Below are 20,436 nucleotides of genomic sequence, written 5' to 3' on the forward strand. Positions count from 1 at the left end.
TAAGGGACTTGACCCAAGGGCCAGCCTCCTTAGTATGTAAATGATGAAACAAAGTAAAATGTTGATTCCAACACTTCGTGAAATGCCAAGTGATGCTCAAGTTATCAGTCATGCCCTTATGGTACGTGCGGGTTACGTGCGTCAGGTTTCTGCTGGTATTTATGCTTATATGCCATTGGCAAATCGTGCTATCGAGAAATTCAAAACCATCATGCGTGAGGAGTTTGAAAAAATCGGTGCGGTTGAAATGTTGGCGCCAGCGCTTTTGACAGCAGATTTGTGGCGTGAGTCAGGTCGTTATGAAACTTACGGTGAAGACCTCTATAAATTGAAAAACCGTGATAAATCTGACTTTATCCTCGGTCCAACTCACGAAGAAACGTTTACAGCCTTGGTTCGTGATGCAGTTAAATCATACAAACAATTACCACTTAATCTCTACCAAATCCAATCAAAATACCGTGATGAAAAACGTCCTCGTAACGGTCTTCTTCGTACACGTGAATTTATCATGAAGGATGCTTATAGTTTCCACCAAAACTATGAAGATTTGGATGTAACCTATGAAGACTACCGTAAAGCTTACGAGGCTATCTTTACACGTGCTGGCCTTGAATTTAAGGGAATCATCGGTGATGGTGGTGCCATGGGTGGTAAGGATTCTCAAGAATTCATGGCGGTCACTCCTGAGCGTACAGATCTCAACCGTTGGGTAGTTCTTGATAAGTCAATTGCTTCATTGGATGAGATTCCAGAAGATGTCATGGAAGAAATCAAGAAAGAATTGACATCATGGTTGGTATCTGGTGAAGATACAATTGCCTACTCTACAGAGTCAAGCTATGCAGCTAACCTTGAGATGGCAACAAACGCCTACACACCAGCGACTAAGGTTGTGACTCAAGAAGAAGTGGCTCGTGTTGAAACACCAGATTGCAAGTCAATTGATGAAGTTGCTGCTTTCTTGAATGTTCCAGAAGAACAAACCATCAAGACTTTGCTTTTCATCGCTGATGATGAACCAGTAGTGGCTCTTCTCGTCGGTAATGATCAGGTTAACGATGTGAAGTTGAAAAACTACCTTGCTGCTGATTTCCTTGAACCAGCTACAGAAGATGAAGCACGTCAAGTCTTTGGCGCTAACTTCGGTTCTCTTGGTCCAGTTAACCTTCCTGAAAATGTTCGCATCGTTGCGGACCGTAAGGTTCAAGATGTGGCTAATGCGGTTGTTGGAGCTAACGAAGATGGTTACCACTTGACAGGAGTTAATCCAGAGCGTGACTTCAAGGCAGAATACGTGGATATTCGTGAAGTTAAAGAGGGTGAAATTTCTCCAGACGGTCAAGGTGTCCTTCAGTTTGCGCGTGGTATCGAGATTGGTCATATCTTTAAACTTGGGACACGTTACTCTGAAAGTATGGGTGCTAACGTTCTTGATGAAAATGGCCGTGCTGTTCCAATTATCATGGGATGTTACGGTATCGGTGTTAGCCGTATCTTGTCAGCTGTGATTGAACAACATGCACGTCTCTTTGTTAACAAGACACCAAAAGGTCAATACCGCTATGCATGGGGAATTAACTTCCCTAAAGAATTGGCTCCATATGATGTTCACTTGATTACAGTTAACACTAAGGATGAAGAAGCCAATGCTTTGACAGAACGTTTGGAAGCAGCTCTTATGGCTGAAGGTTATGATGTCTTGACAGATGATCGTAATGAGCGTGTCGGTTCTAAATTCTCTGATAGTGACCTCATTGGACTTCCAATCCGTGTTACAGTTGGTAAAAAAGCTAGCGAAGGTGTTGTCGAAGTTAAAATCAAGGCAACTGGTGATACTATTGAAGTTAATGCCGATAACTTGATTGAAACACTTGCTATCTTAACAACAGACCAAGATGCTTAAGATTAAAAAATCTTTTCTTGCTGGAGCAGGAAGAGGTTTTTCTTTTGCAGTGATAATGATAAATTGAGAGAAAAGAGAGTAAATTCCAATTTGACAGAATTGTCTAAATAGTGTAAACTTAAAACTATCATAACTACGGAGGCATCACATGCTTAATAAAGCGACCCATTTGGGAAATCTTAAAGCTTTTTATTACTTTAGTTTCTTTAGATAGGACGTTTGTGTTTCAGGATACAAGCGTCAGTCAGTTTGTATCTATGAAGCTAAAGCATTTTGTGATGGATTAGCCGATTAGATGAATAGGTCTAACCGGTGACATAAGCTAGCTTGTGCTAGTCAAGATGCATAAAACCAGTTGGGCCTGCCCTAACTGGTTTTTTTCATACCGTGGTCTATTTTTAGTTTTCTTTTGACCTTTAGATGTCTAAAAATGGTGAATTCTAGCCAACTTTTTATAAAGTCAAAGGGTGATGGTCTTTGGACGACGGACTTTAGGATCTGATGAAGCGATGTAAGGTCTAATTCGTTTGCTTTTGACCCTATCGTCTCGGAAAAAGCATAAAAGAAAATTGGAAATAGATAGAATAAAAAATAGAGGTATACAAGATGAAGAAATTCTTGGTCAGTATGATGGCTGTTATCACAGCTGTCCTCTTGGTAGCATGTTCCAATGCTTCTAATAAAGATTTGGTTCACGTCGGTGTGCTCCAATATGTGGAACATCCTTCCTTGTCAGCGACACGTAAAGGGTTCATTGAAGAACTCAAAGAGGAAGGTTATGTTGACGGTAAGAACATCAAAATTGATTATCAGAATGCACAAGGGGATCAGTCTAACTTGCAGACGATTTCTCAGTCGCTTATTGAAGATAACGATCTTATGTTGGCTATCGCAACCCCAGCAGCCCAGTCTTTGAGTAGTTTGACAAAGGACAAGCCAATTCTCTTTACAGCTGTCACAGATCCAGTCTCAGCTAAACTGGTTAAGTCTATGGACAATGTTGGAGGAAATGTGACAGGGACAAGTGACATGTCCCCTATCAACAAACAAGTTGAGTTGTTGAAAAAGGTCCTTCCAAATACTAAAAAAGTTGGGATTATGTACACGACCAGCGAGCGTAACTCAGAAGTTCAGGTTGAAGAAGCCAAGAAATACTTCAAGGAAGCTGGTATTGAAACGGTTATTAAGGGAATTTCATCAACCAACGATATCCAAGATACAGCCAAGAGCTTGATGAGTCAGACCCAAGTCATCTTCATCCCAACTGACAATACTATTGTTAGTGCTATTAATACCTTGGTAGATCTTTCTAAAGAGACTAAGGTTCCAGTTGTTGGTAGTGACGCTGGTAGTGTAGAAAAAGGTGTCCTATTCACTTATGGAACCAACTATGAAGCTCTTGGTCGTCAAACAGGTAAGTTGGCAGGCCGTGTTCTCCGAGGTGAGAAGGTCAAGGATGTCGATGCAGAGTATCCTAAAACACTAAATGTTGTGGTTAACCATGACATGGCTAAAGAACTTGGCATTGATGTTTCTAGCATTAGTGATGAGGAATCTAAAGTATCAACGAAAGATGACAAACCGATTGCCAAAAAAGATAAGGGTGTCATTAAGCTCAAGGTGAATAAGTCATCGAAGAATGGATTTTCAAATGTGGTGCTAACAGCCATTTCTCAGGGACTTCTCTGGGCAATCATGGCTATTGGGGTCTTCATTACCTTCCGTATTTTGGACCTTGCTGATTTGACAGCTGAAGGGGCTTTCCCACTTGGTGCTGCTACGACAACTATCATGATTATCCGTGGAATCAACCCAATCTTTGCGACTTTAGGTGGTTTTGTGGCTGGTATGCTTGCTGGAGCTGTGTCTGGCTTTATGCATACGAAAATGAAGATACCAGCACTTTTAACAGGGATTATTACCTTAACGGGGCTCTATTCCGTTAACCTTTTGGTTCTTGGAAGTGCCAATGTCTCTCTATCAGGACATAATACGCTAGTAACTATGGTGATGGGACTCGGTTTGTCTAAGCTGAATGGTGTGATTCTATTAGGACTGATTTTTGTTAGTCTGGTAGTGCTTATGTTGGTTGTCCTCCTTAATACGCAGGTTGGTCTGGCCCTTCGTGCGACAGGTGATAACCTTGCCATGGGTGAAGCCAATGGTATCAAGGTTGACCGTATGAAGATTCTTGGCTACATGATTTCCAATGGTTTGATTGCCCTATCAGGTGCCCTCCTAGCTCAAAACAATGGCTATGCGGATATGAATATGGGTACTGGTACAATCGTAAATGGCTTGGCTGCAATTATCTTGGCTGAGGTTATCGTCAAGTATCTACCACTTGGTAAACGCCTGTGGTCAATTGTTGTAGGAGCTGTTCTTTACCGTCTAGTCTTGGTTATTATCCTTGCCATGAACGTTGATGCTCAAATGTTGAAATTGGCTTCAGCCATCTTGCTTGCTGTCATCCTATATGTGCCAGAAGTACGACAAAAATTGAAAATCAAACCTAACAAATCCTTGACTTTAGGAGGTGACAAGTAATGGCTTTACTTAGTTTACAACAGATTCACAAGACCTTTGAAAAAGGCACAGTCAATGAAAATCACGTCCTTCGTGGTTTGGATCTCGACATTGAGCAGGGAGACTTTATCTCTGTTATTGGAGGAAATGGTGCTGGTAAATCAACCTTGATGAATTCAATCGCTGGTGTTCTTAGCATTGATGAAGGGGATATCTTGTTGGAGGGACAATCTATTAAGAAAGCATCTGTAGATGAGCGCTCTAAAGATATTAGCCGTGTTTTCCAAGATCCTCGAATGGGGACAGCGACAAACCTTTCTATTGAAGAAAATATGGCGATTGCCTATCGTCGAGGTAAGAAACGTAGCTTCTTTAAAAAGTCTATTACTGAAAGCGAGCGTCAAGTCTTCAAGGAAGCCTTGATAGATCTTGGTCTTGGGCTTGAAAATCGTATGAAGACCGATGCTAATTTCTTGTCAGGTGGACAACGTCAGGCCTTGACACTTGCTATGGCGACCTTGGTTCGTCCAAAGATTTTGCTTTTAGATGAACATACAGCTGCGCTAGATCCTAAGACAAGTGATATGGTTATGAATTTGACACGTAAGATTGTTGAAGAACAAGAGTTGACAACTCTTATGATTACCCATAATATGGAACATGCTATCGAATATGGGAACCGTCTGGTCATGCTCTATCATGGTAAAATTGTCGTCGATGTGCGAGGTGAGGAAAAGAAAAATCTCACTGTTGCAGAACTTATGGATCTCTTCCACAAAAATAGTGGACAAGTCCTCAATGACGATGCCTTGGTACTCGGTTAATAAGCAAAAAGAAACTATCCAAAGTTCAGATTTTGGGTAGTTTTTTCTTGACTATTTTTGACCAAGTGCTAAAATAAATATATAGATTAGCACTCTTGGTTAATGAGTGCTAAAAATAACGTTTCACACGTTACTAATAACAAATAACATTTGGAGGTAATCGGTATGGCATTGAAACCATTGGGCGATCGTATCGTTGTCCGTTTTGAAGAAACAGAAGAAAAAACAGCTAGTGGCTTTGTATTGGCAGGAGCCAGTCATGAAGCTACAAAGACTGCTGAGGTTTTAGCAGTAGGTGAAGGAATCCGAACTCTTACTGGTGAATTGATTGCACCTAGTGTTGCAGCAGGCGATAAAGTCCTTGTTGAAAATGGTGCAGGTGTCAATGTTAAAGACGGAGATGATTCCGTTTCAATTATCCGTGAAGCAGATATTTTAGCGGTCCTAGCTTAGGTCAATGCTAATCAGATATAAACTAAGATAAAGAAGGAGTAACTATGGCAAAAGATATTAAATTTTCATCAGATGCACGTGCAGCAATGGTTCGTGGTGTTGATACTTTGGCTGATACAGTTAAGGTAACGCTTGGCCCTAAAGGTCGTAACGTGGTTTTGGAAAAAGCTTTTGGCTCACCTCTTATCACTAATGATGGTGTAACAATTGCTAAAGAAATCGAACTCGAAGATCACTTTGAAAATATGGGTGCCAAACTGGTCAGCGAAGTGGCTTCAAAAACTAACGATATTGCTGGTGACGGAACAACTACAGCCACTGTTTTGACACAAGCTATTGTCCGTGAAGGTCTAAAAAATGTAACGGCTGGTGCTAATCCAATCGGTATCCGTCGTGGGATTGAAGTAGCTGTGGCTACAGCTGTGGAAGAGCTTAAAGCTATTGCTCAACCAGTTGCCAATAAGGAAGCCATTGCTCAAGTCGCAGCGGTTTCATCACGTTCTGAAAAAGTTGGTGAATACATTTCAGAAGCTATGGAACGTGTGGGTAATGACGGTGTTATCACTATTGAAGAGTCTCGTGGTATGGAGACAGAACTCGAAGTGGTTGAAGGTATGCAGTTTGACCGTGGTTATCTTTCTCAGTACATGGTTACTGATAATGAAAAAATGGTCGCTGACCTTGAAAATCCATTTATCCTTGTGACTGACAAGAAAATTTCAAATATTCAAGATGTCCTCCCACTCTTGGAAGAAGTGCTTAAGACCAGTCGTCCACTTTTGATTATTGCTGATGACGTGGATGGTGAAGCGCTTCCAACACTTGTTCTTAACAAGATTCGTGGAACTTTCAATGTTGTTGCTGTTAAGGCACCTGGCTTTGGTGACCGCCGTAAAGCGATGTTAGAAGACATTGCCGTATTGACTGGAGCAACTGTTATTACTGAGGATCTTGGTCTTGAGCTTAAGGATGCAACGATGGCAGCACTTGGTCAAGCTTCGAAAGTAACTGTGGATAAGGATAGCACAGTTATCGTTGAAGGTGCAGGAAGCGCAGAAGCGATTGCTAACCGTGTAAACCTCATCAAGTCTCAATTGGAAACAACAACATCTGAATTTGACCGTGAAAAACTTCAAGAGCGTTTGGCTAAATTGTCTGGTGGGGTTGCAGTTGTTAAGGTCGGTGCAGCCACTGAAACAGCTCTTAAAGAAATGAAACTTCGTATCGAAGATGCCCTTAATGCTACCCGTGCGGCTGTTGAAGAAGGTATCGTAGCAGGTGGTGGTACAGCCCTAGTTAACGTCATTGCAAAGGTTGCTGAACTTGATTTTGAAGGTGACGACGCTACAGGACGTAATATTGTACTCCGTGCTTTGGAAGAGCCAGTTCGCCAAATTGCCTATAATGCTGGATATGAAGGTTCCGTTATCATCGATAAATTGAAGAATAGCCCAGTTGGTACAGGATTTAACGCTGCCAATGGTGAATGGGTAGATATGGTTGAAGCAGGAATCATTGACCCAGTTAAGGTAACGCGTTCTGCCCTTCAAAATGCCGCTTCAGTAGCAAGTCTTATCTTGACAACTGAAGCAGTTGTTGCCAACAAACCTGAACCAGAGGCTCCAGCAGCGCCAGCTATGGATCCAGGAATGATGGGTTACTAAGAGTTTAAAAAGCAAAAGAAAAAACCTAGGAAAAGTAGAGAAACTTTTTCTGGGTTTTCTTTTTTTCAATTATTTGTTGTTAATTACTGAAAAGGGTTAAATGTACCAGAACTTCCTTGTTGACCTGCCATTTGCATCATCATTTGTTGCTGTCTAATGCGCTCTGCTTCCTTATTCGTATTGATAGAAATAACAAGAAAGATAACCCAACCGATGAATGTCCATCCTAGAAGAAAGGATAGGATAAAGATTGGCCATTTTTTATCGGTTTTATTTAGAAGAGCTGGTAATATTTGAAGTACTACCAAGGGTAAAGAAATGATGATGGAGAGAAAAGCCGTGAGCAAGCCGCCACTAAGCTCATCACTGGCAATTCCAAAGAGTATCATTGCAAGAGCCCAGAGGATAACTGGGATAGAAGCGATGGCTATCATGATGAGGTTTGTTTGAGACTTACTTTCGTGTTGCGTCCAAGTCTCGTTAAAGTTATGATTTGGATGTTGGAAGGTAGCATTAGTCTGACTTGACGCGGGGCTAGTATTTGGTAAATCCTGTAGTTCCTCTAAGTTGGTATCAGCTAGTGGTTCTTCAGCAACATCATAATTGTCAACATCATTTTCGGCAGTTTCTACAGTCTCTTTTTGTGGGACAGGTTTTGTTATTTCGACAGTTGGTTTGGGAGTTTCTCGGACAAACTCGCCTTTCTGAGCTGCTTCAGCCATTTCTTGAATACTTGGATTACGACCATTAACTGCTTGGAAAAAATCAATCCAATCTTGTTGTTTCATGTGTATAACCTCCAGATAACTTGATTATAAAAATGTTGATAATTACAATTATAGCAATAGTGTAAGGGGACGGCAATGGGAATCGAATAAGAGTGTTTGCTTTATTTCCTAATAATCTTCTTATCACTAAAGATGGGAAAGAGAAAGAAATAGGTTAGGATATAGACCACTAGAGGGTATATCAGTGGATTATAGTCCCAGGCCCCTTGCCAATCTAGGTGTAAGAGCCTAACACTAGCGCGTGTTAGGCCTGCGCTCCAGCCCTTAAGTCCAAATGGTCTTAGGATTAAACTGAGTGGTGTTGGCAGATGCAAAAGGTAGACTCCATAAACTGCCACTAAAACTAAGAGATATAATCTAAAAAAACGCTGGTGGTAGGCCCACAAGCGTGTGAAATAGTTTTTCATTAGCCAATAACTGCAAAGAGTTTTTGAGCGTTTGATTGGCGAGTAGCATCCATGATAAGGAACCAGTCAACGATTGACCAGATACCACATCCACCACATGTCAAAAGTTTACCAACACCAAGACCAACTTGTCCCAAAATAAAGCGGTCGATTCCAAGAGAACCACCAAAAAGTGAGATGACAAGCATCATCGTAGGATCTTGGAAGCTGATTGAGTAAAGCATTGAAAGTTGTTGTTCAGGAAGTGCTTCAAGACGTTGGCGGATGTACTGCACTTGTTCTGTTGGGAAATACTTGGCGTTAATTGCTAGCCATTGATCGACTGGATTCATAAATTAAATACCCCTCAAATTTTAAATGATATGTAAAGGATAACATATTGTAAAGGGAGATTCAAGGCGGTCAAGGTTTTTGAAGTCAATAAAAGTAACTTATTTGCAAGCTTCCACTGTGTCATAACTAGAGGATCATTAGGATAATCCTTTCGCACTATGCTTGAGAATAAGCCTACTTCTATTATTTGTGATTTCTCAACCCTTGTTCAAAACTGTCTGAACTCGCCTTAACAGTGATTTTTTCGAGTGTTAAGGGATGGGTGAAACTAAGAGTGTGGGCGTGGAGCATGAGTCGAGATGCGGTTCGGTGACTATAAAGAGGGTCTCCCAGAATGGCATGTCCATGGTGGGCCAGATGCACACGAATTTGGTGGGTCCGGCCGGTTTTTAGTTGGCAATTGACCAGACTAGCTCCTTTGAAGGCTTTGAGGCGTGTGACGGTTGTATAGGCAACCTGCCCTTTTCTAGGATCAACCACTCGTTTTCTACGATCATGGCGGTCGCGTCCAATCTTGTCATTGTACACAGTCTCCTTGGTTTGGAATTTACCTTCAGCTAATGCCCAGTATTGACGCTGAATATTCTTATCTTCCAAGAGTCGATTGAGAATTGGCAGGATAAACGGATTTTTAGCGAAGAGCACAGCTCCACTAGTCTCCATGTCTAGTCGATGAACGACGTAACAGGTCTGCCCACAGTAGGCCGAAACATGGTTAAGAAGAGCAATTTCTGTGGGTTCATTACCATGCGTTTTCATTCCTTCAGGCTTATTGACCACGATGAGATGTTGATCCTCGTAGAGAGGCTCTATCAAATTAGCATTTCCCATAGGGATAATTTTTTCAGGGTAGTCCTCCCGGTCAAAGGTCAGGCTAATCTTATCGCCTTTTTCAACAGGACTCTGCCAATTAATAGCTTCTCCATTGATAAGGACGTGCTTTTTCGTGCGTAGGAAATGACGAATCTTACGAGGAATGAGGAGCTTAGTTTCTAGCAAGTCTTTGACAGTCGTTGCAGGATAAGGATTGATAATTTCTACGTGTAAAGTCATGGTTTCATTATATCATGAACGTTTAAAAGAGGACAGAACCTGTAAAAACTTGGTATAATAAGGTTATGACATTTTTTGATAATCTAAAAAACAAACTTTTTAAAGAAGAAACTAGCGGAAAGGGTAAGGAATCCCAGCCTGCTGGAAAATCGAAGGATTTACAAGATAAGATAAAGGGATTGTTCGCTAAGAAACCTGATGAGGTTGAACAAGCCGTTGAAGACTTGGATATGTCTCAGGAAAGTAAGGAGACGTCACGTTATCAACGTTCTAAGCAAAAGAAACCTATTGATACCACCAAACCCTTAGGTAAGGTTCAGGCGTTCTTGAGCAAGTTTACGCTTTCGCCAAGAAATCCTATTCGCCGTTTCTGGCGTCGCTATCATATTGGGAAAATTCTCTTTATCATGCTAGCTGTGCTGGTTCTGACAGTAGGTTCCTACCTTTTCTATATTGCCAAGACGACCAATGTTTCAGACCTTCAAGATGCCTTGAAAGCCACTACGGTTATCTATGACAAAGAAGGCAATCAAGCTGGTTCTTTGTCAGGGCAAAAAGGGACTTATGTGGAGCTGGATGCTATTAGTGATAGCTTGGAGAATGCTGTCATAGCAACTGAGGACCGTACCTTCTATAAAAATAGCGGGGTTAACGTCAAGCGATTCCTCCTGGCTATTGTGTCCATGGGGCGCTTTGGTGGTGGTTCAACCATTACCCAACAGTTGGCTAAAAATGCCTTCTTGACTCAAGAACAGACTGTTACTCGTAAGGCTAAGGAATTCTTCCTCTCTTTGGAATTAACCAAGAAATACAGCAAGCAAGAAATCCTTACTATGTACCTCAATAATGCCTACTTCGGAAATGGGGTTTGGGGTGTTGAAGACGCCAGCCAAAAATACTTCGGGACAAGTGCTGCCAATCTAACGGTTGATGAAGCAGCGACCCTCGCTGGTATGCTTAAGGGACCTGAAATTTACAACCCAATCGATAATATCCAAAATGCGACCAACCGTCGAAACACCGTTCTCGCCAACATGGTTGATGACAAGAAGTTGAGTCAGGCCGATGCCGACAGTGCCGCAGGAGTTGATATGGCTAGTCGCCTGGATGATACCTATCAAGGGACTGGCGATGACTACAAGTATCCGTCTTACTTTGATGCTGTTATTGAAGAAGCTACGAAAACTTATGGCTTGAGTGAGGATGAAATCGTAAAAAATGGTTACAAAATCTATACAGAGATGGATGCCAACTCACAAGCTAATATGCAACAAACCTACGAAAATACCTATCTCTTCCCTACATCAGAAAGTGACGGTAGTACAGCTCAGTCAGCTAGTGTGGCACTTGATCCAATAACTGGAGCGGTACGTGGTCTAGTAGGTCGTGTGGGTGGTACTAGTGATACAACCTTCCGTAACTTTAACTATGCAACTCAAGGAAAGCGTAGTCCTGGATCGACCATCAAACCTTTAGTGGTCTATGCCCCAGCTCTGGCTTCAGGATGGAGCATCAATAAGGACCTTCCTAATAAACCAATCGACTATAACGGCTATACTCCAACCAACTACGGTGGTGTTGAGACAGAGGATGTGCCCATGTATCAAGCTTTGGCCAACTCCTACAATATCCCAGCAGTTTACCTCTTTAATCAAATCGGTATTCAAAAGGGGATTAGTTACGGTCAAAAATTTGGTCTTAACTTTGACAATGTTCCGGAAGAACTTGGAATTTCACTTGGTGGTGGTGTGACAGCCAGTCCTCTTCAAATGGCTCAGGCTTATGCGACCTTTGCTAATGGTGGTGAGATGAATACAGCTTATTTCATCACTAAAATTGAAAATGCCAGTGGAGACATTATTGCTACCCATAGTAAGAAGTCAAAACGTGTTGTCAGCCAGTCAGTAGCTAACCAGATGACCAGCATGATGCTTGGTACCTTCTCAAATGGTTCCGCTGTGAATGCCAACTACACGGGTTACACAATGGCAGGTAAGACAGGTACTGTTCAGGCTGAATTCAACAAGGATTTGACTAGTGACCAGTGGGTGATTGGTTATACTCCTGATGTGGTCATGACGACCTGGATTGGTTTTGATAAGACTGACGAAAGTCACTACCTAACAGGAGCCAGCTCGGGAACAGCTTCGACGATCTTCAGCTATATCGCTGCGGATGTTTTACCAAATACACCAGGTACTGAGTTTACTGTTGAAAATGCCTATGCAGCTGATGGTCAAACCCTAGACTATACGGCAGATCCAAATGACTCACGTAATAGTAGTAACAAGTCATGGACAGATAAGGCATCAGATGTTGTGAATGACGTTAAAGATCAGGCAAGTAGCCTATGGGATAAGATTACAGACTCCTTCTCAGGTCTGTTTAGATAGCTTGTCAATTGCACCTAAAAGTGGTAAGATAAAAAGAACGGAGGCGTTATGGCACAGAAAAAAGCAAGCCTAGCGTGTGCTGAATGCGGGAGCCGAAACTACTCAATTAATGTGAGTAACACTCCCAAACCAACACGACTAGAAGTTAACAAATTTTGTAAACATTGTAAAAAATACACCTTGCATAAGGAAACAAGATAGGAGACACCGTGAGACAAACTGGAAGTATTTTCAAAGTCTTGAAAGACACGACTTGGCCAGACCGTAAACAACGCTGGCATGATTTTATTTCAGTTCTTGAGTATACTGCGTTCTTCACTGTCATCATCTATGCGTTTGATGAATTGTTGAGTCGCGCTATGTCAGCACTGATTAACTTTTTCTAAAGAAAACACAAAAAGAGTGGGAATGCCTGCTCTTTTTTGTTATAATAAATGCAGATAAAAGCGAGAACAAGGGCCATCAGGCTTTTTTATTACGCTTTGAATTAAACCATAGGCATTCATTTACATTTAACACTCGAATCTAGAAGATAGCTAGCCAAAGGTGTTTAAATGTCATTTAGAAAAAAGAAAGGAATCCTAAAATGCTAGATTCATTCGACAAGGGCTGGTTCGTCCTTCAAACGTATTCAGGATACGAAAACAAAGTTAAAGAAAACCTTTTGCAACGTGCCCAAACTTATAACATGCTTGAAAATATCTTGCGTGTTGAAATCCCAACTCAAACTGTCAATGTTGAGAAAAACGGTAAAGTTAAAGAAGTGGAGGAAAACCGCTTCCCTGGTTACGTTCTTGTTGAGATGGTAATGACAGACGAAGCATGGTTCGTTGTCCGTAATACTCCGAACGTTACTGGTTTCGTTGGTTCTCACGGTAACCGTTCTAAACCAACACCACTTTTGGAAGAAGAAATCCGTCAAATCTTGATTTCAATGGGTCAAACTGTTGATGTCTTTGATACTAATATCAAGGTTGGTGATGTGGTTCAAATCATTGATGGTGCCTTTATGGGTCAAGAAGGCCGTGTTGTAGAAATTGAAAACAACAAGGTTAAAATCATGATTAACATGTTTGGTTCAGAAACAGCTGCTGAACTTGAACTTTACCAAATCGCTGAACTTTAAGATAGATAAAAGAGGTTGGGATAAGAGACTTCAACCTCGGAAGACTATCTCATTAAACTTGAGGGGAGAGACTAGAAGCTAGATTTTTGAAATTTAGTTCTGTGTCACTCCCTTTTTTCTAACGGATGATGAATTATAAACGATTTTACGATAGGATTAGCACTCCTTTGCGTTCTTACGCTAAGGTTTTAGAAGGCTTGAACAAAATTATAACTAGGATTTTTTACCTACTTTTTCCTATATTTCTTATTTGGGTTTGGCTAAGGGGCGGCTGGTTTATTCTCTCTACGACAGTGCTTATTATGGGGGGAGGCTTTTTCCTTCTGTCTCTTGGTCGTAGTCTCTATAATCGACCGCGTCCATACCAGACTTGGGCTATCCAACCCCTTATTAAGAAGGACAGTTTAGGCAAGTCCTTTCCCAGCCGGCATGTTTTCTCAGCGACTGTTATTGCTATGTTGGCGCTGACGCTTAACCCCTGGCTAGGTGGGGCTATGCTTTTTCTGGCGGGCGCTCTAGCTCTTTTGCGCGTGCTAGGTGGTGTTCACTATCCTAGTGATGTTTTGGCAGGCTACGTCATTGGAATCCTTGTGGGTCTTCTTCTTTACCTATAGAAAATCTAGTCCTTCTTTGAAAGAGGAGGGCTTTTTTCGTTGAAAAAAGAAAGGTACCTCTGGGGCACCTTTCCTTTTGTTCTAAAATTCGAGTTGGCAATTAAAGGCTGTTCCCACCATTAGATATTGGCTTAGTTTAGGACATGTTCTGTAATAGCTTGAGCCACACCATGTTCATCATTTGAAGTTGTTACTAAGTTTGCAGTTTCTTTAACCCCTTCAGGTGCATTGCCCATAGCAATTCCCAGGCCAGCTAGAGCCAGCATAGGACTGTCGTTGAAGTTATCTCCGATTGTCATGACTTGTTCAAGAGGAAGGTCGTAATATTTGGCAACCTCGATGAGAGCGTGTTCTTTAGAAACATGTTTGGCTGTGACTTCAAGATAGTTATCTTTGGATAAGTAGAATGCTGTCTGTGTAAAATCCATGCTTAGGAGTTTTTGATGGAGGTCCTGAATAACTTCAGGCTCATCAATCAACAATAGCTTGTGGATAGGTGGTTCTGAGTCTGAGACTGTGTCTTGCAGTTCCTTAATGATAGGAGATTCACCCGTGATACTTCCTTCCAACTGAGACCATTTGTCTAGTTCGTTGGTAATCCAGTCCTTGCCAGAGTAGATATTCACAGAGACGCTTGGGTAGTCTGTGGATAAGTAGCCAAGAAGTTCTTGAATCTCAGCTTTATCCACAGGGTGTTGGATGATAGTACGATTACCCTCAAGTACTAAGGCGCCATTGTAACAGGCGATGGGATTGTCATGAAGTCCCAGTTTATGAGCAATTGGTTGCATCCCTAGTGGCGAACGGGCAGAGGCTAAAACAAAGGGAATATTTGCCTTTTCAAGCTCTGGCATTACCTCAATCAGTTGCTCATCCACCTGGTGGTTACTAGTGAGAATAGTGCCATCAATGTCACTGATAATCAAACGGATATTACTCATAATCGCTATCCTTTCCATCATATAAAATTGTTACTTTGTCTTTAAGGGCTTCGACCAAATCAGGATCAGGTTTCTTATCTGTAATCCAGTAGTCAAAGTCTTCAATCTTACCCAAGATATATTTGGAATGTTTTTCATACTTGTCTGATTCAGCGATAAGAATCTTAGTTCGGGCAGACTGCATGGCTAGTTGCTTAACGGCAACGTCCTCCTCGTCCTCATAGCTGACCACTCCTTGATTGAGACTAGCCGCTCCAAAGAAGGCTAAGTCAAATTGTAGATGTTGCAAGAGCTGGGCTTCGTGAAGCGAATAGTAGAAGCGGTTTTTACTGTAAAATCTTCCTCCCAAGAGATGGAAGTCAACGCCTTCTTTACCACTTAGGACCAAGGCGTTGTCCAAAGAGTGGGAGTAGACAGTGATCTTCTTAGTCAATTTTTGTGAAACTTCAAGCATCAGGGTAGAGACATCGAAGAAGAGTAGAGCTTGGTCTTTGACCAAGATAAGCGCTAGGTCTGCCATTTTTTTCTTGTCTTCAGTGAGTCCTTTCTGACGTTCTTGGAAGCCAAGAACAGTGGTATTTTTTACTGGAAGAATGCCACCATGGGTACGCTGAGCCAGATTCCTCTGGCTGAGACAGTCGAAATCTCTTCTGACAGTGTCTTTGGAAACTCCTAATTCATCGACCATTTCCTTGACAGATAGGTTTCCCCTCTCTTCCAGGAGTGTTAATATTTTCTCTAATCGTTGCTCCTGATACATGAGTCACCTGCTTTCTGATACTAGTATAGCATCTTTTTGCTTTTTTGTAAACAAAAATGCAAAAAAACGCAAACTAAACCAGGGTCAATTCGTCTCTTAAACTTCCCTTACCATCTTTAAAAATCCCTCAAAAATGCTATAATAGAAGCATTACGAATATTGGAGAGAGACCATGAGTTTTTACAATCATAAAGAAATCGAGCCCAAGTGGCAAAAATACTGGGCTGACCATCACACGTTTAAGACAGGAACAGATGCTTCAAAACCTAAGTTTTATGCGCTTGATATGTTCCCTTACCCATCTGGAGCAGGTCTGCACGTAGGACACCCAGAAGGTTATACTGCAACAGATATCCTCAGCCGTTACAAACGTGCCCAAGGCTATAATGTCCTTCACCCAATGGGATGGGATGCTTTTGGTTTGCCTGCAGAGCAATACGCTATGGATACTGGTAATGATCCAGCTGACTTCACAGCGGAAAATATTGCCAACTTCAAACGTCAAATCAACGCACTTGGCTTCTCTTACGACTGGGACCGTGAAGTCAACACAACAGATCCAAATTACTACAAGTGGACACAGTGGATTTTCACCAAGCTTTACGAAAAAGGTTTGGCTTATGAAGCGGAAGTACCAGTAAACTGGGTTGAGGAACTAGGAACAGCTATCGCCAATGAAGAAGTCCTTCCAGATGGAACATCTGAGCGTGGCGGTTATCCAGTTGTCCGCAAACCAATGCGCCAATGGATGCTTAAAATCACGGCTTATGCTGAGCGCTTGCTCAACGACTTGGATGACTTGGATTGGCCAGAGTCTATCAAGGACATGCAACGCAACTGGATTGGGAAATCAACAGGTGCCAATGTCACCTTCAAAGTGAAAGGTACTGACAGGGAATTCACCGTCTTTACGACTCGTCCAGATACTCTTTTTGGTGCGACCTTCACTGTTTTGGCGCCTGAACATGACTTGGTAGATGCCATCACAACACCTGAACAAGCTGAGGCTGTAGCTGATTACAAACATCAAGCCAGCCTTAAATCAGACTTGGCTCGTACAGATCTTGCCAAGGAAAAAACAGGGGTTTGGACTGGTGCTTATGCCGTCAACCCTGTCAATGGGAAAGAAATCCCAATCTGGATTGCGGACTATGTTCTTGCTAGCTACGGAACAGGTGCTGTTATGGCCGTACCTGCCCACGATGAGCGTGACTGGGAATTTGCTAAACAGTTTGACCTTCCAATCGTAGAAGTCTTGGAAGGTGGAAACGTTGAAGAGGCTGCTTACACAGAAGATGGCCTTCACGTCAACTCTGACTTCTTGAACGGTCTCAACAAAGAAGAAGCGATTGCTAAAATCGTGGCTTGGTTGGAAGAAAAAGGCTTTGGTCAAGAAAAAATCACTTACCGCCTTCGTGACTGGCTCTTTAGCCGTCAACGTTACTGGGGTGAACCAATCCCAATTATTCATTGGGAAGATGGTACTTCAACAGCTGTTCCAGAAAGTGAACTCCCACTTGTCTTGCCAGTAACCAAGGACATTCGCCCTTCAGGTACTGGTGAAAGCCCATTGGCTAACTTGACAGACTGGCTTGAAGTGACTCGTGAGGATGGTGTCAAAGGTCGTCGTGAGACTAATACTATGCCACAATGGGCAGGTTCAAGCTGGTACTACCTCCGCTATATCGATCCACACAACACAGAGAAATTGGCTGACGAGGATCTCCTCAAACAATGGTTGCCAGTAGATATCTATGTGGGTGGTGCAGAACACGCCGTGCTTCACTTGCTTTACGCTCGTTTCTGGCACAAATTCCTCTATGACCTTGGTGTTGTACCGACTAAAGAGCCATTCCAAAAACTCTTTAACCAAGGAATGATCTTGGGAACAAGCTACCGTGATCACCGTGGAGCTCTTGTGGCAACTGACAAGGTTGAAAAACGTGACGGTTCCTTCTTCCATGTGGAAACAGGGGAAGAGTTGGAGCAAGCACCAGCCAAGATGTCTAAATCCCTCAAGAACGTGGTTAACCCAGACGATGTGGTGGAACAATACGGTGCTGATACCCTTCGTGTCTATGAAATGTTCATGGGACCACTCGATGCTTCAATCGCTTGGTCTGAAGAAGGATTGGAAGGAAGCCGTAAATTCCTTGACCGTGTTTACCGTTTGATTACAAGTAAAGAAATCGTTGAGGAAAACAATGGCGCTCTTGACAAGGTTTATAACGAAACTGTTAAATCTGTTACTGAGCAAATCGAGTCTATGAAATTCAACACAGCCATTGCTCAGCTCATGGTCTTTGTTAATGCTGCTAACAAGGAAGATAAACTCTATGTGGATTACGCCAAAGGCTTTATCCAATTGATTGCCCCATTTGCGCCTCACTTGGCAGAAGAACTATGGCAAACAGTCGTAGCAACAGGTGAGTCAATCTCTTACGTAGCTTGGCCAACATGGGACGAAAGCAAATTGATTGAAGATGAAATTGAAATCGTTGTCCAAATCAAAGGTAAAGTCCGTGCTAAACTCATGGTTGCTAAAGATCTTTCACGCGAAGAATTGCAAGAAGTCTCTCTGGCTGACGAAAAAGTCAAAGCAGAGATTGATGGCAAGGAAATTGTGAAAGTGATTGCGGTACCTAATAAACTCGTTAATATTGTCGTGAAATAACCAATTTAGTTGCTCATTCGCAACCTCAAATAGTTCCCCAAACTGTTTGAGCCAACTAAACTCGTTAATATTGTCGTGAAATAAAAATGAATCCTTCGGAGCTAAGCTCTGGAGGATTTTAAATCGAAAAATATAATTCTATTCCCACCATCTCACCACTTAACCTGACATTTCAACCACTTATCCTCAAAAGCCGTTTTTCCGACGGCTTTTTTGTTAGGCTAAATGTGTCAGAAGGAGGGAAAAATATGATTTTACAAGCTAAACATTTAATAAAACGGTACGGTAATCACACGGCTGTTGACGATATTCAGTTACAGTTTGAAAAAGGAAGTTTTAATGCTATTTTGGGTCCCAATGGTGCAGGAAAATCAACAACTATTTCCATGTTAATAGGTCTAAAAGAACCAACACAAGGTCAGGTTCTATATGCACCAAATACAAAACTCGGAGTTGTTTTTCAAGCTAGTGTACTGGATGAGATGCTGACGGTTAGGGAAAATCTGATTATTCGTGCTAAACAGTATAAAGGGCTTAAACCTAATCGTGTGTCAGATCTCATTGATCGATTAGGTCTATCAGCTTTCCAAAAACAAAAATACGGGACGCTTTCAGGTGGCCAAAAGCGTCGGGTTGACATTGCGCGTGCTCTACTCTCACAACCAGATATTCTGTTCTTAGATGAGCCAACGACAGGTTTAGATATCCAAACTCGGAAGTCTATTTGGGATTTGCTCTATCAATTGCAGAGAGAAGAGGGAATGACCGTTGTACTGACCACGCATTATCTTGACGAAGCAGATGAAGCTGATCAGATTTATATTGTGGACCATGGGAAAGTGATTGCTCAGGGATCGGCATTAGATATTAAGAGCCAGTATGCAAAAAACATCTTGAAGATTCGTTTCAAGGAGATAGAGCAGATAGAAAGTCTTAAAACTTCGGGAATGTCAGTAGAGCAACAAAGTCAACTGGAGTATGTTTTTCAACCTGAGAGTGAAAGGGAAGCCATTGATTACCTGGCACAAGTTAGAGATAGAATAGCCCATTTTGAGTTTCGTCCAGGGACCATGGATGATGCCTTTATTGCACTTACAGGAAGGGAGGTTCGCTAATGCTAGCCTTACTAAAGCGAAATTTTTTATTGTACTTCAGGAATCGTTCAGGAGTTTTCTTCTCCTTGTTGGGAGCCTTGATTTCCTTTATTCTCTATATTATTTTTCTTCAAAAAAATCTAACAGATGCTTGGGCTCAGCTCCCCAATAGTGGTCCTTTGTTAAATAATTGGTTGATGAGTGGGACGCTAGCTGTGACAGGGATTACGACCAGTCTGGCTGCCCTAACTCAGTTGGTAAAGGACCGTGAACATCAAGTGGATCAGGATATTTATTTATCGGATCAAGGGAAGTGGCGGTTACCATTTTCGTATCTAACGAGCGCAATCATCATCTCTTTTGCCATGCAGGTCCTTATGTATGTGCTGATGTGTGGCTATTTTAGAGAAGTGCCAAAGTTATCCATACTACCCGAACTTCTTCTCATTATGATGCTTAGTAGCCTGCTTTCTAGCTTAGTGAATGCCATTTTTGTTTACTTTTTCCAATCCGTAGACAGTCTTGGAAAGTTTTCGACCATAGTGGGGACAGCTTCTGGTTTTTTGGTAGGAACTTATGTACCTTTAGGTGTCCTACCTGATTTTGCACAACTACTAATGAAATGTACTCCAGCAACTTATATTGCTGCACTTTATCGACAAGTCCTCATGAAAGAAACATTAAGTGAGACCTTCAAAGGTCAAGATAACCTTCTTCAAGAGTTTCAAGAAAAAATGGGCGTTCAGCTCAATTGGCAAGGTTTATTGACAAAGGAAAATACTTACCTTATAGTGTTAGGAGGTATTCTTCTAGCAAGTATTCTTTGGATTGTTTTAGTGAAAAGAACTAGCCAGAAAAAATAAGTGAGAGTTGGAATAGG

19 protein-coding genes are annotated in these 20,436 nt (G+C 41.9%); 13 read left to right on the forward strand and 6 right to left on the reverse strand.

Features of this window, described 5'->3' with window-relative positions:
- Window positions 1–43: 43 nt before the first annotated feature.
- The 5 genes from NYE32_RS00960 (at window position 44) to groL (ending at window position 7,373) form a co-directional block, all read left to right on the forward strand.
- Window positions 44–1,906, forward strand: a complete 1,863-nt coding sequence (locus NYE32_RS00960; protein WP_134954484.1) for a proline--tRNA ligase — start codon at window positions 44–46, stop codon at window positions 1,904–1,906.
- A gap of 606 nt (window positions 1,907–2,512) precedes the next feature.
- A complete protein-coding gene (locus NYE32_RS00965; RefSeq protein ID WP_084915090.1) occupies window positions 2,513–4,453 on the forward strand; it encodes an ABC transporter substrate binding protein in 1,941 nt (646 codons plus the stop codon).
- Window positions 4,453–5,256 carry an ATP-binding cassette domain-containing protein gene (locus tag NYE32_RS00970; RefSeq protein WP_002889814.1) on the forward strand — a complete coding sequence of 268 codons (804 nt, stop codon included), beginning with the start codon at window positions 4,453–4,455 and terminating at the stop codon, window positions 5,254–5,256. Before NYE32_RS00965 ends, NYE32_RS00970 begins: the two co-directional genes overlap by 1 nt.
- Window positions 5,257–5,421: 165 nt before the next feature.
- Window positions 5,422–5,709: a co-chaperone GroES gene (groES, locus tag NYE32_RS00975; RefSeq protein ID WP_002883604.1), complete on the forward strand. Its 288-nt coding sequence runs from the start codon at window positions 5,422–5,424 to the stop codon at window positions 5,707–5,709.
- A 44-nt stretch (window positions 5,710–5,753) separates the two neighbouring features.
- Window positions 5,754–7,373 carry a chaperonin GroEL gene (gene groL, locus NYE32_RS00980; protein WP_339157053.1) on the forward strand — a complete coding sequence of 540 codons (1,620 nt, stop codon included), beginning with the start codon at window positions 5,754–5,756 and terminating at the stop codon, window positions 7,371–7,373.
- Between the two features lie 83 nt (window positions 7,374–7,456).
- Here the strand turns inward: groL and NYE32_RS00985 are convergent, their stop codons facing one another.
- The 4 genes from NYE32_RS00985 to NYE32_RS01000 form a co-directional block, all read right to left on the reverse strand.
- A complete protein-coding gene (locus tag NYE32_RS00985; RefSeq protein WP_037598933.1) occupies window positions 7,457–8,161 on the reverse strand; it encodes a superinfection immunity protein in 705 nt (234 codons plus the stop codon).
- A gap of 101 nt (window positions 8,162–8,262) precedes the next feature.
- Window positions 8,263–8,568 carry a DUF2752 domain-containing protein gene (locus NYE32_RS00990; RefSeq protein WP_003098092.1) on the reverse strand — a complete coding sequence of 102 codons (306 nt, stop codon included), beginning with the start codon at window positions 8,566–8,568 and terminating at the stop codon, window positions 8,263–8,265.
- Window positions 8,568–8,900, reverse strand: a complete 333-nt coding sequence (locus tag NYE32_RS00995) for a TM2 domain-containing protein (RefSeq protein WP_002889819.1) — start codon at window positions 8,898–8,900, stop codon at window positions 8,568–8,570. Before NYE32_RS00995 ends, NYE32_RS00990 begins: the two co-directional genes overlap by 1 nt.
- A 184-nt stretch (window positions 8,901–9,084) precedes the next feature.
- Window positions 9,085–9,954 carry an RluA family pseudouridine synthase gene (locus tag NYE32_RS01000; RefSeq protein ID WP_156685183.1) on the reverse strand — a complete coding sequence of 290 codons (870 nt, stop codon included), beginning with the start codon at window positions 9,952–9,954 and terminating at the stop codon, window positions 9,085–9,087.
- 65 nt (window positions 9,955–10,019) lie between these two features.
- Here NYE32_RS01000 and pbp2a point away from each other — a divergent pair, with 65 nt between their 5' ends.
- The 5 genes from pbp2a (at window position 10,020) to NYE32_RS01025 (ending at window position 14,087) form a co-directional block, all read left to right on the forward strand.
- A complete protein-coding gene (gene pbp2a / locus NYE32_RS01005; RefSeq protein ID WP_156685184.1) occupies window positions 10,020–12,347 on the forward strand; it encodes a penicillin-binding protein PBP2A in 2,328 nt (775 codons plus the stop codon).
- A gap of 48 nt (window positions 12,348–12,395) precedes the next feature.
- Window positions 12,396–12,548 carry a 50S ribosomal protein L33 gene (gene rpmG / locus NYE32_RS01010; RefSeq protein WP_081051369.1) on the forward strand — a complete coding sequence of 51 codons (153 nt, stop codon included), beginning with the start codon at window positions 12,396–12,398 and terminating at the stop codon, window positions 12,546–12,548.
- Between the two features lie 8 nt (window positions 12,549–12,556).
- A complete protein-coding gene (gene secE / locus NYE32_RS01015) occupies window positions 12,557–12,733 on the forward strand; it encodes a preprotein translocase subunit SecE (RefSeq protein ID WP_002883656.1) in 177 nt (58 codons plus the stop codon).
- 200 nt (window positions 12,734–12,933) lie between these two features.
- Complete coding sequence (gene nusG, locus NYE32_RS01020; RefSeq protein ID WP_002883644.1) at window positions 12,934–13,473, forward strand: transcription termination/antitermination protein NusG; 540 nt, start codon at window positions 12,934–12,936, stop codon at window positions 13,471–13,473.
- A 125-nt stretch (window positions 13,474–13,598) separates the two neighbouring features.
- Complete coding sequence (locus NYE32_RS01025; protein WP_155213049.1) at window positions 13,599–14,087, forward strand: phosphatase PAP2 family protein; 489 nt, start codon at window positions 13,599–13,601, stop codon at window positions 14,085–14,087.
- A 131-nt stretch (window positions 14,088–14,218) separates the two neighbouring features.
- Here NYE32_RS01025 and NYE32_RS01030 read toward each other — a convergent pair whose 3' ends face one another.
- Together NYE32_RS01030 and NYE32_RS01035 are read right to left on the reverse strand one after the other, a co-directional pair.
- Window positions 14,219–15,028: a Cof-type HAD-IIB family hydrolase gene (locus NYE32_RS01030; protein ID WP_155213048.1), complete on the reverse strand. Its 810-nt coding sequence runs from the start codon at window positions 15,026–15,028 to the stop codon at window positions 14,219–14,221.
- Entirely contained in the window at window positions 15,021–15,788 is a 768-nt protein-coding gene (locus NYE32_RS01035) for a DeoR/GlpR family DNA-binding transcription regulator (protein ID WP_156685185.1), read from the reverse strand. Before NYE32_RS01035 ends, NYE32_RS01030 begins: the two co-directional genes overlap by 8 nt.
- A 172-nt stretch (window positions 15,789–15,960) precedes the next feature.
- On the opposite strand from NYE32_RS01035, the gene leuS reads away from it, so the two are divergent.
- The 3 genes from leuS to NYE32_RS01050 all read left to right on the forward strand — a co-directional run bounded on the left by leuS (window position 15,961) and on the right by NYE32_RS01050 (window position 20,419).
- Entirely contained in the window at window positions 15,961–18,462 is a 2,502-nt protein-coding gene (gene leuS / locus NYE32_RS01040; protein ID WP_156685186.1) for a leucine--tRNA ligase, read from the forward strand.
- Window positions 18,463–18,710: 248 nt separating this feature from the next.
- Entirely contained in the window at window positions 18,711–19,577 is an 867-nt protein-coding gene (locus NYE32_RS01045; RefSeq protein WP_037598939.1) for an ABC transporter ATP-binding protein, read from the forward strand.
- Entirely contained in the window at window positions 19,577–20,419 is an 843-nt protein-coding gene (locus NYE32_RS01050; RefSeq protein ID WP_037598940.1) for an ABC transporter permease, read from the forward strand. Before NYE32_RS01045 ends, NYE32_RS01050 begins: the two co-directional genes overlap by 1 nt.
- The last annotated feature ends 17 nt before the right edge of the window (window positions 20,420–20,436 follow it).

Source organism: Streptococcus sp. FSL R7-0248 (assembly GCF_037967965.1).
Taxonomy (GTDB): Bacteria; Bacillota; Bacilli; order Lactobacillales; family Streptococcaceae; genus Streptococcus.